The sequence below is a fragment of the Neisseria sp. MVDL19-042950 genome (genome assembly GCF_030504625.1).
In the GTDB taxonomy this organism is placed as follows: domain Bacteria; phylum Pseudomonadota; class Gammaproteobacteria; order Burkholderiales; family Neisseriaceae; genus Neisseria.
Map to the genome: position 1 here is coordinate 1 of NZ_JAUKWH010000008.1, position 15,206 is coordinate 15,206.

11 protein-coding genes are annotated in these 15,206 nt (G+C 53.2%); 6 read left to right on the plus strand and 5 right to left on the minus strand.

Annotated features, from left to right (window positions below; all coding sequences use genetic code 11):
• Window positions 1-39: 39 nt before the first annotated feature.
• Window positions 40-1,449: a sodium:alanine symporter family protein gene (locus Q0X97_RS08020; protein WP_302066815.1), complete on the minus strand. Its 1,410-nt coding sequence runs from the start codon at window positions 1,447-1,449 to the stop codon at window positions 40-42.
• Window positions 1,450-1,750: 301 nt separating this feature from the next.
• On the opposite strand from Q0X97_RS08020, the gene Q0X97_RS08025 reads away from it, so the two are divergent.
• Together Q0X97_RS08025 and Q0X97_RS08030 are read left to right on the plus strand one after the other, a co-directional pair.
• The gene (locus Q0X97_RS08025) at window positions 1,751-2,479 is read left to right on the plus strand and encodes a YebC/PmpR family DNA-binding transcriptional regulator (protein WP_302066911.1); all 729 of its coding nucleotides are present in this window, start codon (window positions 1,751-1,753) and stop codon (window positions 2,477-2,479) included.
• Window positions 2,480-2,683: 204 nt separating this feature from the next.
• Window positions 2,684-3,106, plus strand: a complete 423-nt coding sequence (locus tag Q0X97_RS08030; protein ID WP_302066912.1) for a DUF302 domain-containing protein — start codon at window positions 2,684-2,686, stop codon at window positions 3,104-3,106.
• A 184-nt stretch (window positions 3,107-3,290) separates the two neighbouring features.
• Here Q0X97_RS08030 and Q0X97_RS08035 read toward each other — a convergent pair whose 3' ends face one another.
• Window positions 3,291-3,662, minus strand: a complete 372-nt coding sequence (locus Q0X97_RS08035; RefSeq protein ID WP_302066816.1) for an MliC family protein — start codon at window positions 3,660-3,662, stop codon at window positions 3,291-3,293.
• 291 nt (window positions 3,663-3,953) lie between these two features.
• Between Q0X97_RS08035 and ileS the strand changes: the two genes are divergently transcribed.
• The gene (gene ileS, locus Q0X97_RS08040; protein ID WP_302066817.1) at window positions 3,954-6,740 is read left to right on the plus strand and encodes an isoleucine--tRNA ligase; all 2,787 of its coding nucleotides are present in this window, start codon (window positions 3,954-3,956) and stop codon (window positions 6,738-6,740) included.
• A 179-nt stretch (window positions 6,741-6,919) separates the two neighbouring features.
• On the opposite strand, the gene argG is transcribed toward ileS, so the two are convergent.
• Window positions 6,920-8,275, minus strand: coding sequence for an argininosuccinate synthase (argG, locus tag Q0X97_RS08045; protein ID WP_302066818.1), 1,356 nt, complete (start codon window positions 8,273-8,275; stop codon window positions 6,920-6,922).
• Between the two features lie 169 nt (window positions 8,276-8,444).
• On the opposite strand from argG, the gene Q0X97_RS08050 reads away from it, so the two are divergent.
• Window positions 8,445-9,254, plus strand: coding sequence for a molybdopterin-binding protein (locus Q0X97_RS08050; RefSeq protein WP_302067703.1), 810 nt, complete (start codon window positions 8,445-8,447; stop codon window positions 9,252-9,254).
• Window positions 9,255-9,307: 53 nt separating this feature from the next.
• Here the strand turns inward: Q0X97_RS08050 and Q0X97_RS08055 are convergent, their stop codons facing one another.
• Window positions 9,308-10,525: an aspartate kinase gene (locus Q0X97_RS08055; RefSeq protein ID WP_302066820.1), complete on the minus strand. Its 1,218-nt coding sequence runs from the start codon at window positions 10,523-10,525 to the stop codon at window positions 9,308-9,310.
• A 617-nt stretch (window positions 10,526-11,142) separates the two neighbouring features.
• On the opposite strand from Q0X97_RS08055, the gene Q0X97_RS08060 reads away from it, so the two are divergent.
• The gene (locus Q0X97_RS08060) at window positions 11,143-12,660 is read left to right on the plus strand and encodes a TolC family protein (protein WP_302066821.1); all 1,518 of its coding nucleotides are present in this window, start codon (window positions 11,143-11,145) and stop codon (window positions 12,658-12,660) included.
• Window positions 12,661-12,770: 110 nt separating this feature from the next.
• Window positions 12,771-13,772: an HlyD family secretion protein gene (locus Q0X97_RS08065; RefSeq protein WP_302066822.1), complete on the plus strand. Its 1,002-nt coding sequence runs from the start codon at window positions 12,771-12,773 to the stop codon at window positions 13,770-13,772.
• A gap of 150 nt (window positions 13,773-13,922) precedes the next feature.
• Here Q0X97_RS08065 and trpB read toward each other — a convergent pair whose 3' ends face one another.
• A complete protein-coding gene (gene trpB, locus Q0X97_RS08070; RefSeq protein WP_302066823.1) occupies window positions 13,923-15,125 on the minus strand; it encodes a tryptophan synthase subunit beta in 1,203 nt (400 codons plus the stop codon).
• Window positions 15,126-15,206: the final 81 nt, after the last annotated feature.

Genomic DNA, 15,206 nt, shown 5'->3' on the forward strand with positions numbered 1-15,206 from the left:
CAAATAAAAGATGAATGCACCCTTTCGATAATGACCGCTTTATAGATGCTCTTGATAAGGGTAAGACAATTCCTGCCCTGCTTTTTTCTGACGCAGATAATCGTCAAACACTTCCCGCACTTCCTTACGCAATAAAAACAGCGCAATCAAGTTCGGCACCACCATAAAGCCGTTGAACATATCCGACATATTCCAAACCAAATCCACCTTGCCCAGCGTGCCGAGCACTATCGCCGCCAGCACCAGCAGGCGATATACGCTCAGGTATTTGTTTTTAAACAGATAGCGGATATTCGATTCGCCGAAATAATACCAGCCGATAATGGTGGTAAACGCAAAGAAAGTCAAACAAACGGCCAGTAGTTTTTGGCCGAAGCTGCCGAATGCAATATTGAAGGCTTCCTGCGTAACCGCCGCGCCTTTCAAGCCGAGCAGGTTGGCATCGGTAAGCAAAATAATCAACGCCGTGGCGGTGCACACCAGAATCGTGTCGATAAACACCCCTACAAAAGCCGCCATCCCCTGCTGAACGGGATGTTTCACATCGGCGGTGGCATGGGCATGCGGAGTGGAGCCCATACCCGCCTCATTGGAAAACAAACCGCGCGCCACACCGTAACGAACGGCTTCACGCATACCAATACCGGCCAAGCCGCCGCCCAATGCGGCAGGGCTGAACGCCGCCGTAAAAATATGCTGGATCATCGGCACGATATGGTTTGAAAAGCGGAATAAAATCACAATCGCGCACAAAATATACACTATCGCCATAAACGGCACGACCAATTGGGTAACTTTGGCAATACGGGTTACGCCGCCCATGATGATCATGCCTGCCAAAACAGCCAGCATGATTCCCACCGCCAACGACGGAATGTCAAACGCCACCGTTACCGCCGAAGCAATCGAGTTTGCCTGCGTTGCATTGCCGATAAAACCGAGTGCCAGAATAATCGCCACCGAGAAAATCCCGGCCAGCACTTTGGCCGCGGAAGAACCGATTTTCGACGGCAGCCCGCGTGAGATGTAAAACGCAGGGCCGCCGATATATTTGCCGTGGCTGACGATGCGGTATTTCTGCGCCAGCACCGCTTCGGAAAAAATAGTCGACATGCCGAGCAATGCCGAGAGCCACATCCAGAAAATCGCCCCCGGCCCGCCGGCCGTAATCGCCGTGGCCACGCCCGCCACATTGCCCGTACCGATCTGTGCCGACACCGCCACCGCCAGCGCTTGGAACTGCGACAGCGATTTGTGGTCTTTTTCCCCGTCTTGCTTTTTAAACAATCCGCCGAACACCATTTTCATCGCCGTACCGAATTTGGTAATCTGCGGTGCTCCGAGATACACGGTAAAAAACAAGCCGATGCCCAACAAGGCATAAATCAAAAGATAATCCCACAACACTGAATTGACAGCATTCACTACCGAGGACAACATCTCTTCCATGCTTTTCATCTCCGCAATACATAAAACAGCTAATCACATTGCCTTTTCCGCTTACAGCAGAAAAGGAAGCAATCATACCTTAAATTGACTCCTCTGCGACACCATCCGGCAAAGCTTGATTTATAACAGTCTCCCCCGCTTTACCATCAGTATCGGCCCATCCGCCCTCACAGGCCGTCTGAAAACTTTTCAGACGGCCGTGCGCTGCATTCAACCCCAAACCTTTTGTGCTAAAATGCACGCATCAAAATTACCCGCCCGCCCTGTTTACCGCAGGAGCGGCATTGAAAGGAAAAACAATATGGCAGGCCATAGCAAGTGGGCGAATATCCGCCACAAAAAAGAACGTCAAGATGCCAAACGCGGCAAGATTTTCACCCGTCTGATTAAAGAAATCACCGTAGCAGCCAAAATGGGCGGCGGCGATCCCGCATCCAATCCCCGCCTGCGCTTGGCAATGGACAAAGCATTCGACAACAACATGCCCAAAGACAACGTGCAGCGCGCTATCGACAAAGGCACGGGCAATTTGGAAGGCGCGGAATACGTCGAACTGCGCTACGAAGGCTATGGTATCGGCGGTGCCGCCTTGATGGTGGACTGCCTGACCGACAACAAAACCCGTACCGTTGCCGACGTGCGCCACGCGTTCAACAAAAACGGCGGCAACCTCGGCACCGACGGCTGCGTAGCTTTCAACTTCGTGCATCAAGGCTATCTGCTGTTCGCCCCGGGCGTAGACGAAGACGCATTAATGGAAGCAGCCCTCGAAGCCGGTGCGGAAGACGTAGTAACCAATGACGACGGTTCAATCGAAGTCATTACCGCTCCCAACGATTGGGCGGGCGTAAAAGCCGCACTCGAAACGGCAGGTTTCAAATCGGAAGACGGCGACGTTACCATGCGCGCCCAAAACGAAACCGAATTGGGCGGCGAAGATGCCGAAAAAATGCAGAAGCTGATTGATGCGCTGGAAGACTTGGACGATGTGCAAAACGTCTATACTTCCGCCGTATTAAATTTTGAGTGATTTGTAAGTTTCAGACGGCCTAAACGTCTAAATAAACGTCTAAATGTGTATTCAATAAAAAAACAGGTTTACATAAGCCTGCTTTTTATTTGGCTTTTTACCGTTCCACCTCATGCCTTTCTAACATTCGCCCCAAAAGGAGACGTTATGAAACCTTTGAAAACAGCCCTTTACCTGATCGCCGCCGCTACTCTGGCAGCTTGCATGCACACTCCGAATGCAGACAAACACGCCGATTCATCCGTACCCGCCACCCATTCCGTAGCCAGCCGTTACACCTTTAACGAAACCGTTTCCCGTCTGGAAAACACTATCAAAGCCAAAGGCATGGTTGTATTTACCGTTATCGACCACCAAGCCGCAGCGCAAAAATACGGTCTGACCATGCAACCGGCCAAAGTCATTGTGTTCGGCCAACCGAAAATAGGCACGCCGCTGATGTTGAAAGACCCTGAATTCGCCCTGCAGCTGCCCATGCGCGTACTGGTAACCGAAACCAACGGGGAAGTAAAAGCCGTATTTACCGATGTTCGTACCCTTATCCGCGACAGCCGCATTGAATACCGCGATGTGGAAAACACATTGGCCAATGCAGAAAAGCTGATTCGGAAAACCGTTAGCGAATAATGCTTGATATATTACGAGGCCGTCTGAAAACAAACTGAACCTTGAAAACCAAGCACCCAGACCAAAAACCCGATTTCTGTAAAACACAGAAATCGGGTCTATAAAGAAACAATCAAATCGTCCTTTTTCAGCAGTTTAATCCAAAAACCGTCGGACAATTTTTAATCTTCGGAAAGAAAATAAATTATTGGGCTTGACAAGAAGTTTCGGTTACATTGCCGTAGCGGTCGGTAAATGACAAGAAAGCTTGGCCGCCTTTTTCGTGCCATTCGGTTTTCTTATCGCCGGAAACATAGCGTTCACCCGAGCCTGAAACGGAACTTGACAGAGTGGCATTGTAACGTTTGTCATCCAAGCCATACTCCAAAGAAATACGGTCAGTGCCGATACGGTTGACATTTACGGTAAAGCCGTTTTGGCAGCTGAAACCGGACGCAGCTGAGTGGCTGTGGTCATGACCGTGGTTGTGATCATGGTGGTGGGTATGGCTCTCGGTAGCGCAAGCAGCCAACATCAACGCGACAGCCACAGGGGTAAGCATTTTTATAAATTTCATCAAATATTCCTTTTCATTGAAGTCATAGATATCGAGCCGTCCGAAGGCCGGCTACATACACATACTAACAGTCGTTCAGCTCCAATATCATCTGTCAGACATTAAGATTGTAACGTTTAACCTTCATTTACCCGGCTTTTCAAAGGCTGTTGTACTTTTCAGACTGCACAAAGCCTTATAAAATGAAGTAATTTTTTAGGCCAGAAAACAGGCCGTCTGAAAGCGGGCTGTGCGGGTTTCGCCAAAGCCGCTTGAATCACTGCTATATAAATAGATACAACCGAGACAACCATGACCGATTACAGTAAAACCGTCAATCTTCACGAATCACCTTTTCCCATGCGCGGCAACCTTGCCAAGCGCGAACCGGCGTGGGTAAAAGATTGGCAGGAGCAGCAACGCTACCAAAAACTGCGCCAAAAAGCACAAGGCCGCCCGAAATTCATTCTGCACGACGGCCCGCCCTATGCCAACGGCGACATCCACATCGGTCATGCCGTCAACAAAATCCTCAAAGACATCATCATCCGCAGCAAAACGCTGGCCGGTTTCGACGCGCCCTATGTGCCGGGCTGGGACTGCCACGGCCTGCCGATTGAAGTGATGGTGGAAAAACTGCACGGCAAAAACATGCCCGATGCCAAGTTCCGCGAACTGTGCCGCGAATATGCCGCCGAACAGATTGCCCGCCAGAAAAAAGACTTCATCCGCTTAGGCGTACTCGGCGATTGGGGCAAGCCTTACCTGACCATGGATTTCAAAACCGAAGCCGACACCGTGCGTACCCTCGGCGAAATCTACAAAGCCGGCTACCTCTACCGCGGCGAAAAACCCGTACAGTTCTGCTTGGACTGCGGCTCTTCGCTGGCCGAAGCCGAAGTGGAATACAAAGACAAAGTATCGCCCGCTATCGACGTAGCCTATCCGTTCAAAGACAACGCCGCCCTTGCCCAAGCCTTCGGTTTGGGTACCCTCGACGGAGAAGCCTTTGCCGTGATTTGGACAACCACGCCGTGGACATTGCCCGCCAGCCAAGCCGTCAGCGCGGGCGCGGAAGTGGTTTACCAATTAATCGACACGCCCAAAGGCAAACTCGTACTCGCCAAAGATTTGGCCGAAGACGCTTTGAAACGCTACGGCTTTTCAGACGGCCAAACCCGAGTGCTGGCCGAAACCACCGGCGACAAGCTCGAAAACCTGCACATGAGCCATCCGTTTTTAGAGCGCGACATCCCCATGCTCAACGGCGAACACGTTACCACCGATGCCGGTACCGGCTTGGTTCACACCGCACCTTCGCACGGTTTGGAAGACTATTTTGTCTGCCTGAAATACAGCATCACGCTCGACAACCCCGTTAACAGCGAAGGCCGCTACCGCAGCGACGTGCCGCGCGTGGCCGGCTTAACCGTTTGGGAAGCCAACGCCGTGATTATCGAATGGCTGCAAGAAGAAAACAGACTGCTTTCCCACGCCAAAATCGAACACAGCTACGCCCATTGCTGGCGGCACAAAACCCCGCTGATTTACCGCGCCACCGGCCAATGGTTTATCGGCATGGACAAAGCCGGAGCCAGCGGCAAAAACCTGCGCAACAACGCGCTCAAAGCCGTGGACGATACCGAATTCTTCCCCTCATGGGGCCGCGCCCGCCTGCAAGCCATGATTGAAGGCCGCCCCGACTGGGTAGTGTCGCGCCAACGCTATTGGGGCACGCCGATGACCTTCTTCGTTCACAAAGAAACCGGCGAACTGCACCCGCGTTCCGCCGAGCTTTTGGAAGAAGTGGCCAAACGCATCGAAGAAAAAGGCATCGAAGCATGGTTTTCGCTGGATGCCGCCGAACTTTTGGGCGCGGAAGCCGAACAATACGAAAAACTCAAAGACACTATGGACGTATGGTTCGATTCCGGCAGCACCCACTTTTCCGTGCTGAAACAGCGCGACGAGCTGGCTTGGCCTGCCGACCTTTACCTCGAAGGCAGCGACCAGCACCGCGGCTGGTTCCAATCGTCCATGCTCACCGGCTGCGCATCAATGGGCCGCGCACCTTACAAACAACTGCTCACGCACGGTTTTGTGGTGGATCAAAACGGCAGAAAAATGTCCAAATCGCTGGGCAACGTTGTCGCTCCGCAAGAAGTGTATAACGAATTCGGTGCCGACATCCTGCGCTTGTGGACGGCCTCTACCGATTACAGCGGCGAATTGGCGATTTCCAAAGAAATCCTCAAACGCGTTACCGAAAGCTACCGCCGCATCCGCAACACCTTGAGCTTCCTGTTTGCCAACCTGAGCGATTTCCGCCCCATCGAACATGCCGTACCGCAAGACCAAATGGTGGAAATCGACCGCTACGCCTTGATTCTGGCACGCCAACTGCAAGAGCGTTTGGCCGGCGATTACTACCCGCGTTATGCCTTCCACTTCGCCGTGAAAGACATCGTGAGCTTCTGTTCGGAAGACTTGGGCGCGTTCTACCTCGATATTTTGAAAGACCGCCTCTACACCATCCACACCGACAGCCATGCCCGCCGCAGCGCACAAACCGCGCTTTACCATATCACCCGCAGCTTGGTATTGCTGATTTCGCCGATTCTCTGCTTCACCGCAGAAGAAGCGTGGGACATCATCGGCGGCGGCGAAGAAGACAGCGTGCTGTTCCACACATGGCACGAATTCCCGCCCATCAACGAGAAGAGCGAAGCCGAACTCGTGAAAAAATGGCAAGCCGTGCGCCAAGTGCGCGAAGCGGCCACCGCCGCCATCGAGCCGTTGCGCACCGATAAAACCGTCGGTTCTTCTTTGCAGGCCGAAGTCGATATTACCGCCCCCGAAGATTTGGCGGGCTACCTGAAAATGCTCGGCGACGAATTGCGTTTCGTGTTGCTGGTGTCCAAAGCCACCGTTCACAAAGGCGAGGAGCTGGCGGTAACGGCCAAAGTGAGCAGCGGCGAAAAATGCGAACGCTGCTGGCACTACACCGACGACATCGGCGCGGTTGCCGAACATCCCACCATCTGCAAACGCTGTGCAGAAAACGTGGACGGCAAAGGTGAAGAACGCCACTACGCTTAAATATGTTAGTTCTTTTGCTTGAATGAAAGAACAAGAGGCCGTCTGAAAAATCTTTTCAGACGGCCTCCTTGTATTCGGACAGGCTTGGAAATCAGCCTTCCATTTTTACTTTCGCAACAAATAAAAAAGAAGCCTGATGCGTATGCACAGGCTCCTCCGTTATATTCCGGGCAAGCGGATTATTTATCGGCTTTATCAACCATTACCCAGTTACGCAACGAATCGACATGCTTAGACAACAGCCCTGCTTTTGAGTACAAGCCCAACTTAACATGGGTATCGGCAATATCCAGATTGCGCATGGTAAGCTGGCCGATACGGTCGGCCGGCGTGAATGCCGCATTTTCAACTTTTTCCATACTCAGGCGGTGCGGATGGTAAGTCAGATTGGGAGACTCCGTATTCAGCAGCGAATAATCATTGCCGCGGCGCAATTCCAACGTAACTTCACCGGTAATCGCTCTCGACACCCAACGCTGGCCGCTCTCACGCAATATCAATGCCTGCGGGTCGAACCAGCGGCCCTGATAAAGCAGGCGGCCCAAACGCAAGCCGTTGATGCGGTATTGTTCGATGGTGTCTTCGTTATGGATACTGGTTACCAACCGCTCGTAAGCAATGTGCAGCAACGCCATTCCCGGCGCTTCATAGATGCCGCGCGATTTGGCTTCGATAATACGGTTTTCGATTTGGTCGCTCATGCCCAAACCGTGCCGGCCGCCGATACGGTTGACTTCCAAAAACAGCTCTACCGGATTGGCGAATTCCCGGCCGTTCAACGCCACCGGCACGCCTTCTTCAAAGCGTACGCTCACTTCTTCGGGTTTGATTTCTACATTTTCATCCCAAAACGCCACGCCCATAATCGGGTTAACAATGTTGATGCCGCAGTTTAAAAACTCCAAATCTTTGGCTTCGTGCGTGGCTCCCAGCATGTTCGAATCGGTGGAATAGGCTTTTTCCGCCGACATTTTATAGTCGTAACCGTTGGCAATCAGAAACTCGCTCATTTCCTGACGGCCGCCCAATTCGTCGATAAAGGCTTGGTCGAGCCACGGTTTGTAGATACGCAGGTTGGGATTGGTCAGCAGGCCGTAACGGTAGAAACGTTCGATATCGTTGCCTTTGTAAGTAGAACCGTCGCCCCAAACATTAACGTCGTCTTCTTTCATGGCGGAAACCAGCATAACGCCGGTAACGGCCCGACCCAAAGGCGTGGTATTGAAATAAGTCGTGCCTGCGGTTCTGATATGGAATGCTCCGCATTGGATGGCGGTAATGCCTTCGTGGGCAAGCTGGCTGCGGCAGTCGATCAAACGTGCCTCAATGGCACCATACTCTTTGGCTTTTCGGGAAATTGCCTCATAATCGTCTTCATCGGGCTGCCCTAAATTGGCGGTGTAGGCATAAGTTTGTGCGCCCCTCAATTTCATCCACAACAAAGCGGCCGAGGTATCCAGGCCGCCTGAAAAAGCGATACCGACTTTTTGATTCATCGGCAGGTTTTGTAGAATAATATGTTCGTCTTGATTCATGTAAGATCCTATTTTTCTTTCTTTTGTTTAATGATATTTTCCTAACGGCCTTACTAACTGCCAATACCGATTCATTATTGTATGAATCAGTTGATTAGTCCAGCTTTAAAGTTTACTTTCTAGCCGTTTTCCGGGCCGTTTATATATTACACTTTTTACAGGATACGCAATGATCTACTTCAACTTAATCATTATCGGCGACGAAATTCTACAGGGCAGCCGTGCCGACAAACATTTTGCGTTTTTCAAAGCTTTATTGGAACGGCATGGATTAAAGCTCGGTCAGGTGCAATATTTGCCCGACGACCGCGATTTGCTGGTCAAACAGCTCCGCCGCAGCTTTTCAGACGGCCTACCGACTTTTGTTACCGGCGGCATCGGCTCCACGCCCGACGACCACACCCGCCAAGCCGCGGCCGAAGCGTTGGGGTTGCCGGTCGAACGCCATGTCGCCGCCGTGCCGTTTATTGAAGAAACCACCCTCGAACGCGGCGATTCGCTGGATTCCCCGTCGCACAAACAACGCCTGCTGATGGCCGACTTTCCCGCCGGAGCCGATCTGGTGCCCAACCCCTATAACAAAATCGCCGGTTTTTCGATACGCGAACATTATTTCTTTCCGGGCTTTCCCGTGATGGCGCACCCGATGGCCGAGTGGGTGTTGGATACCTACTATGCCGACCGCTTCTACCAAACGGAAAGCGCGCAACGTTCGGTGTGGTTGTTCGGCGTGCCCGAATCGCACGTTGCACCGATTATGCGCGATGTCGAACAGAAATACGGCGGCATTCGTTCCTTCAGCCTGCCGAGCGTGGGCTGGATAAGTAAAAGCGGCGAAAAAATTCCGCCGCACATCGAATTCAGCATCAAAGCCGAAGGCGAAGCCTGCCGCCAAATGGATACGGCATGGTCGGATGTGTTGGCACAATTGGCCGATACCCATGCCCGGATACAGAACCAAGCCCCCGAAGAAGCATAAACAAGAGGCCGTCTGAAAAACTTTTTCAGACGGCCTCTTTGCAATATCGGCGCTTAACCCAAATCGAAAGCTTTATGCAATACGCGGGTGGCCAATTCCATGTATTTCTCGTCAATCAGCACCGAAACTTTGATTTCGGAAGTCGAAATCATCTGGATGTTGATGCCTTCTTCGGCCAGCGTGCGGAACATTTTGGAAGCCACACCCACATGCGAACGCATGCCCAAGCCGACGATGGAAACTTTACATACGGTATCGTCGCCATCGATTTCAGCGGCACCGATGCTGTCTCTCATTGCGCGAAGCAGCTCCAATACCGGTTTGTAGTCGCCGCGCGGCACGGTGAATGAAAAATCGGTCGTGCCTTCGTCGCCTACATTTTGAATAATCATATCCACTTCGATATTGGCATCGGCTACCGCGCCTAAAATCTGATAAGCCACACCGGGTTTGTCGGGTACGCCGCGCACATTGATGCGGGCTTGGTTTTTATCGAATGCGATACCGGATACGGCAGCTCTTTCCATGTTGTTGTCCTCTTCAAAGGTAATTAATGTACCGTCGCCGCCTTCCTGCAAGCTGCTTAACACGCGCAGGCGGACTTTATATTTACCGGCGAATTCTACCGAACGAATCTGCAAAACTTTCGAGCCCAAGCTCGCCAATTCCAGCATTTCTTCAAAAGTAACCGTGTCCAAGCGGCGGGCTTCCGGCACCACGCGCGGGTCGGTGGTGTAAACGCCGTCGACATCGGTATAAATCTGGCACTCGTCGGCTTTCAAAGCGGCGGCCAGCGCAACGGCGGAAGTATCGGAACCGCCGCGGCCCAGCGTGGAAATATCGCCGTTGGCGTTCACACCCTGAAAGCCCGCCACAATCACCACTTTTCCGGCTTTCAAATCGGCACGGACGGCTTCATCATCGATTTCTTCAATGCGCGCTTTGGTATGGGCGTTGTCGGTTTTAACGGCCACCTGCCAACCGGTATAGCTTTTCGCGTCGACACCGATATTCTTCAAAGCCATCGCCAACAGGCCGATGGTTACCTGCTCGCCCGTAGCCAACACCACATCCAGCTCGCGCGGGTCGGGGAAATCCTGCATTTCGTGCGCCAAAGCTACCAAACGGTTGGTTTCGCCGCTCATGGCTGAAACCACCACTACCACGTCATGACCTTCGGCGCGGGTTTTGGCAACACGTTTGGCGACGTTTTTAATACGCTCGGCGGAACCTACCGAAGTACCGCCGTATTTTTGTACGATTAACGCCATTTTTCGTGCTCTCTTGATTTGGATTTGTGAAACTTGGAGAAACAAAATTCATTTAATAAAAGTGCCGCGCTCCGAAACCGGCGTTGCCGCATTTAATAAAACTGTCAATTTGTCCTACCATACCAACGATCGGGGCTATCTTTAAGGTTTAGCCGGAACATTATTACTATTTTTTACACGGAATACAAGGCACATCTGCTTTCAAATTACTGTGTATGTTCGGTTTTATACCGTGCCGTATCCCATCCGGAAACAGAACGCCCGCCACATCGTGCCTCCCCTTCTCCGCCCGCCCGACGATTCCGCCGTTTTTTTCTTAAAAGCGCCTATAAAATGCTTATGACACAGGCTTTCCAACAGGCCGTCTGAAAAAATTTTGCTGCGGCCGCCGCACGGAAGGGAACGGGATGCATTTAACATTTGTCTGAGTTTCAGCGGCCGCATCACCACCGAACAGCATAAGCCGCCGAACATTCCGAATCCATATTTCGTTTAACTGTTAAAGATAGATGCCCTGCACTATTTCTTCTATTGAAGCAAAAAAGGGCCAACTCTATAATTCCAATATTATATATTCAGCCGCATTGCGGCTTTTACTGCATTTAACCGTGTAAACAATGATGAAAAAACCGCTTTTACCGTTTGCTTTTTTAACCTTGCTGGCCGCACCTCTCGCCGCTGCCGAAATGCCGCCGGTTGTCGCGGAAGAAACCCCTTCCGCAACCGACACGCAGCCCGCAGCCAATAGCGAAGACGGCACCGGCACGTTGAGTTTTCAGGAAGCCCGGCAGGAATTGATGCGCAATTCGCCCAAAATCGCAGCGGCACAAGCGTTTGAATCGGTACGGCAATTACAGAGCGAAGCCGCAAAAGGATTGGGCGGCCCCAGCGTGGCCTTGGATGCCACCGCAATCAAATACCGCGTGCGCGGCGAAGCAGACATCAGAGACATCAAACATCAGGCTCTGAACAACACCCGCAGCAGCACTATTTTGAGCGGATTGGATCCTTCCGTATCTTCCTTACTCGACACCGTCACCAACCGCATTGCCGCCCACATTCCCGACGAAGTTTCCTACGATGCCAAAGGCAACACGCACAACGCCACCTTAATCGCCGTATGGCCTATGTATAACGGCGGCACCTCGAAAGCCGCCCGAAATCTGTTGAAAGCCCGTGCCGACGAAGCGGGAGCCGACACCTCGCTTACCGCCAACGAGTTGAACAGCACCTTGGCCGAACGCTATTTCGGCTCGCAGCTTGCACGCATGGCCGCCGGTTTGCACGATCAGGCCGTGCGCACCATTGCGCGCTACGACTACACCGCCAAACGCGCATTGGAAGAAGGCCTGATCGCCAAAGTGGAGCGTTTGGAAGCGCAGACCGCTTTTGAAAACGCCAAGCGCGATGCCGAAAAAGCGCACCACGATGCCGAGCTGGCCGAAACCGCCCTGCGCCGCCTGCTCGGACGTGAAACACCCGTCGAACAAACCACGCCTATTTTCCTGCTGACCAAACCGATCGAACCGCTGACACATTTCCAGCAGCTCGCCTTGGAAAAACACCCCGGCTTCAGCAAAGTGAACGCCAAAAAACATCAGGCCGAAGCACTGCATCAAGCCGGACAAGCGCGTTACAAACCCAACCTCAACCTCTTCGGCGCCTACGAAACCAAAAACAAAGCCAGTTGGATGGCGGGCGTAAACCTGCACTGGACGCTTTACAGCCAAGTCGACCGCAAAGCCATGAGCCGCGCCTCGGCACAACAGATTATCCAAGCCGAAAAAAGCAACGAAGACCTGCGCGAAAACATCATGCTGCTGGTTGAAAAAAATTGGCGCAACGTCGAAAACGCACGCACGGAATACATCCGCCGCGGCAGCAACGTCAATCTGGCCAAAGAAGTGTTGCACCTGAAAAAATCAGGTTTGCGCGAAGGCGTGAACACGGTGGCGGAGCTGATGAAAGCCGAAACCGAATTCACCAAAGCCAAAACCGAGCGTGCCAAAGCCGCCAACGACTATGTGCAGTCGCTGGCCAAACTGCTGGAAAGCAGCGGCATTCCCGAACGGCTGCACGATTACGAACATCAGGCCGATGTGAAACTGTTTATGAAAAACGGTGTCGTGCAATAATTTCAGACGGCCTCTCCGCCTTCAAACTACAAAGGCCGTCTGAAAACAACAAACAACCGCAAGCAAGCCCCCGCTCTGAATACAGGCCGTCTGAAAAAGAAAGAACATCCATGACAGAAAGCAAAAACAAAAACCGCTCCGCCGCTTTGATTCTCGTGCTGCTGATTCTCGTGTGCGCGGTTGCCTACGGCGTGTGGCTGGCCGCCAAACCCGATCCCGTGGTGCTGCAAGGCCAGATGGACGCGCAAGAAACCGATATCGCCGCCAAAGTGCCCGGCCGCATCAGCAAAATTTTCGTGAAAGAAGGCGAAAACATCGAAGCCGGCACGCAACTGATCGAGATGGACAGCCCCGAAATCACTGCCAAAATCAAACAGGCCAAAGCCGCGCAGGAAGCCGCCGAAGCCGTAGCGCGCAAAGCCGAACACGGTGCGCGCCCGCAGGAAATCGAAATGGCGCGCGCGCAATGGAAACGCGCCCAAGCTGCCGCCGACCTTGCCGAAACCACTTACCGCCGTGTGAAAAATTTGGCCGACGAGGGCTTGATGTCGCGCCAAAAACGCGATGAAGCCTACACCAACTACATCGCCAGCCGCGAACAGGCCGCCGCCGCCAAAGCACAATACGACATGGCCAAAACCGGCGCGCGCTCGGAAGACAAAGAGGCTGCCGAAGCCCAAGCCAAACAAGTTGCCGCCAAAGTGGAAGAAGCCGAAGTCGCACAGGCCGAAGCCAATCTGAAAAGCCCGATCAAAGGCCAAGTGGCGGACATAATGGCGGAAGAAGGCACCGTTGTGCCGCAAGGCGTGCCGGTGGTTACGTTGGTGGATTTGAAAGACCAATGGCTGGTGTTGAATGTGCGCGAAGATCATTTGCAAGCCTTCGGCTTGGGCAAAGAATTCGAAGGCACGATTCCCGCTTTGGGCGATCAGCCCGTGCGCTTCAAAGTGTTTGCCAGCAAAGTGCTTGCCGACTACGCCACATGGCGCGCCACCCGCAATAACGACGGCTTCGATATGCGCACTTTCGAAATCAAAGCCCGCCCCGTGCAGCCTTTGCAAAACGTCCGCCCCGGCATGAGCGTGCTGGTGCCCGCAGACCAAAAAATATAGCCGCCCACACCGCATTCATACGCAGCGGCAAAGCGCAAACCGTATGAATGCCGTCCGAACGGCCATTTCCCCTGCCATCAATTTCAGACGGCCTGCTATCGCCGTGAAACTTGATATTTCACAACGGTAACAGGCCGTCTGAAAACATGCTTACAACTCGATATTTTTCAATTTCGCCACGGTATTGATGTCTTTGTCGCCGCGGCCGGACAAATTCACCAGAATCACTTGGTCTTTGCCCATTTTCGGCGCTTCGGCCACTGCCCACGCCAGTGCGTGGCTGCTTTCCAGCGCGGGAATAATGCCTTCGTATCGGCACAACAAATCAAAGGCTTCCAGCGCGGCATCGTCGTTGGCGGCATGGTATTCGACGCGGCCGATGTCGGCCAGATGGCTGTGCTCGGGGCCGATGCCCGGGTAGTCCAAACCGGCGGATACGGAATGGGTGCCGACCACTTGGCCGTGCTCGTTCTGCATCAGATAGCTGCGGAAACCGTGCAATACGCCGATCGGGGCTTTGCTGGTAATCGGAGCGGCATGATTCGGCGTATCGACACCGAGCCCGCCCGCTTCCACACCGACCAAACGCACGCCGCTCTCTTTGATATAAGGATAAAACAAGCCGATGGCATTGGAGCCGCCGCCCACGCAGGCCACCGCCACATCGGGCTGGCGGCCGATGGCTTCCTGCATCTGCTCTTTGGCTTCGTTGCCGATCACGCATTGGAAATCGCGCACCATTTCGGGATAAGGCGCGGGGCCGGCGGCGGTGCCGATGATGTAGAACGTATCGTCCACCCGCGCCACCCACTCGCGCATGGCTTCGTTCATGGCGTCTTTCAAAGTGCGCGAACCACTGTCGACACTCACCACGTTCGCCCCCAACAGTTTCATGCGGAACACGTTCGGTGCTTGGCGTTGGATGTCGTCCGCACCCATATAAACGTGGCACTCCATACCGAAACGCGCGGCAACCGTAGCACTCGCCACACCGTGCTGGCCGGCTCCGGTTTCGGCAATCACGCGTTTTTTGCCCATGCGCTTGGCCAGCAACGCCTGACCGATGGTGTTGTTCACTTTATGCGCACCGGTGTGGTTGAGGTCTTCCCGCTTGAGCCAGATTTGCGCCCCGCCGAGTTTTTCGCTCAGTCGCGTGGCATGGTAAACCGGGCTGGGACGGCCGACGTAATGTTTCAAATCGTGGCGGAAGGCTTCCCAAAACGCCGGATCGTTTTTGGCTTCGCGGTAGGCTGCGGCCAATTCTTGCAATGCGGGAATCAATGTTTCGGAAACGTACACGCCGCCGTGTTCGCCGAAAAAGCCTTGCTCGTTGGGGAAGTTGTAGTTCTGCATAAAGGTTCCTTTGAAGAAAATCGCTTTTCAGACGGCCTCTCGAAGCCTTGCGGCAAATCCTGAAAGGCTGCCTGAAAACAA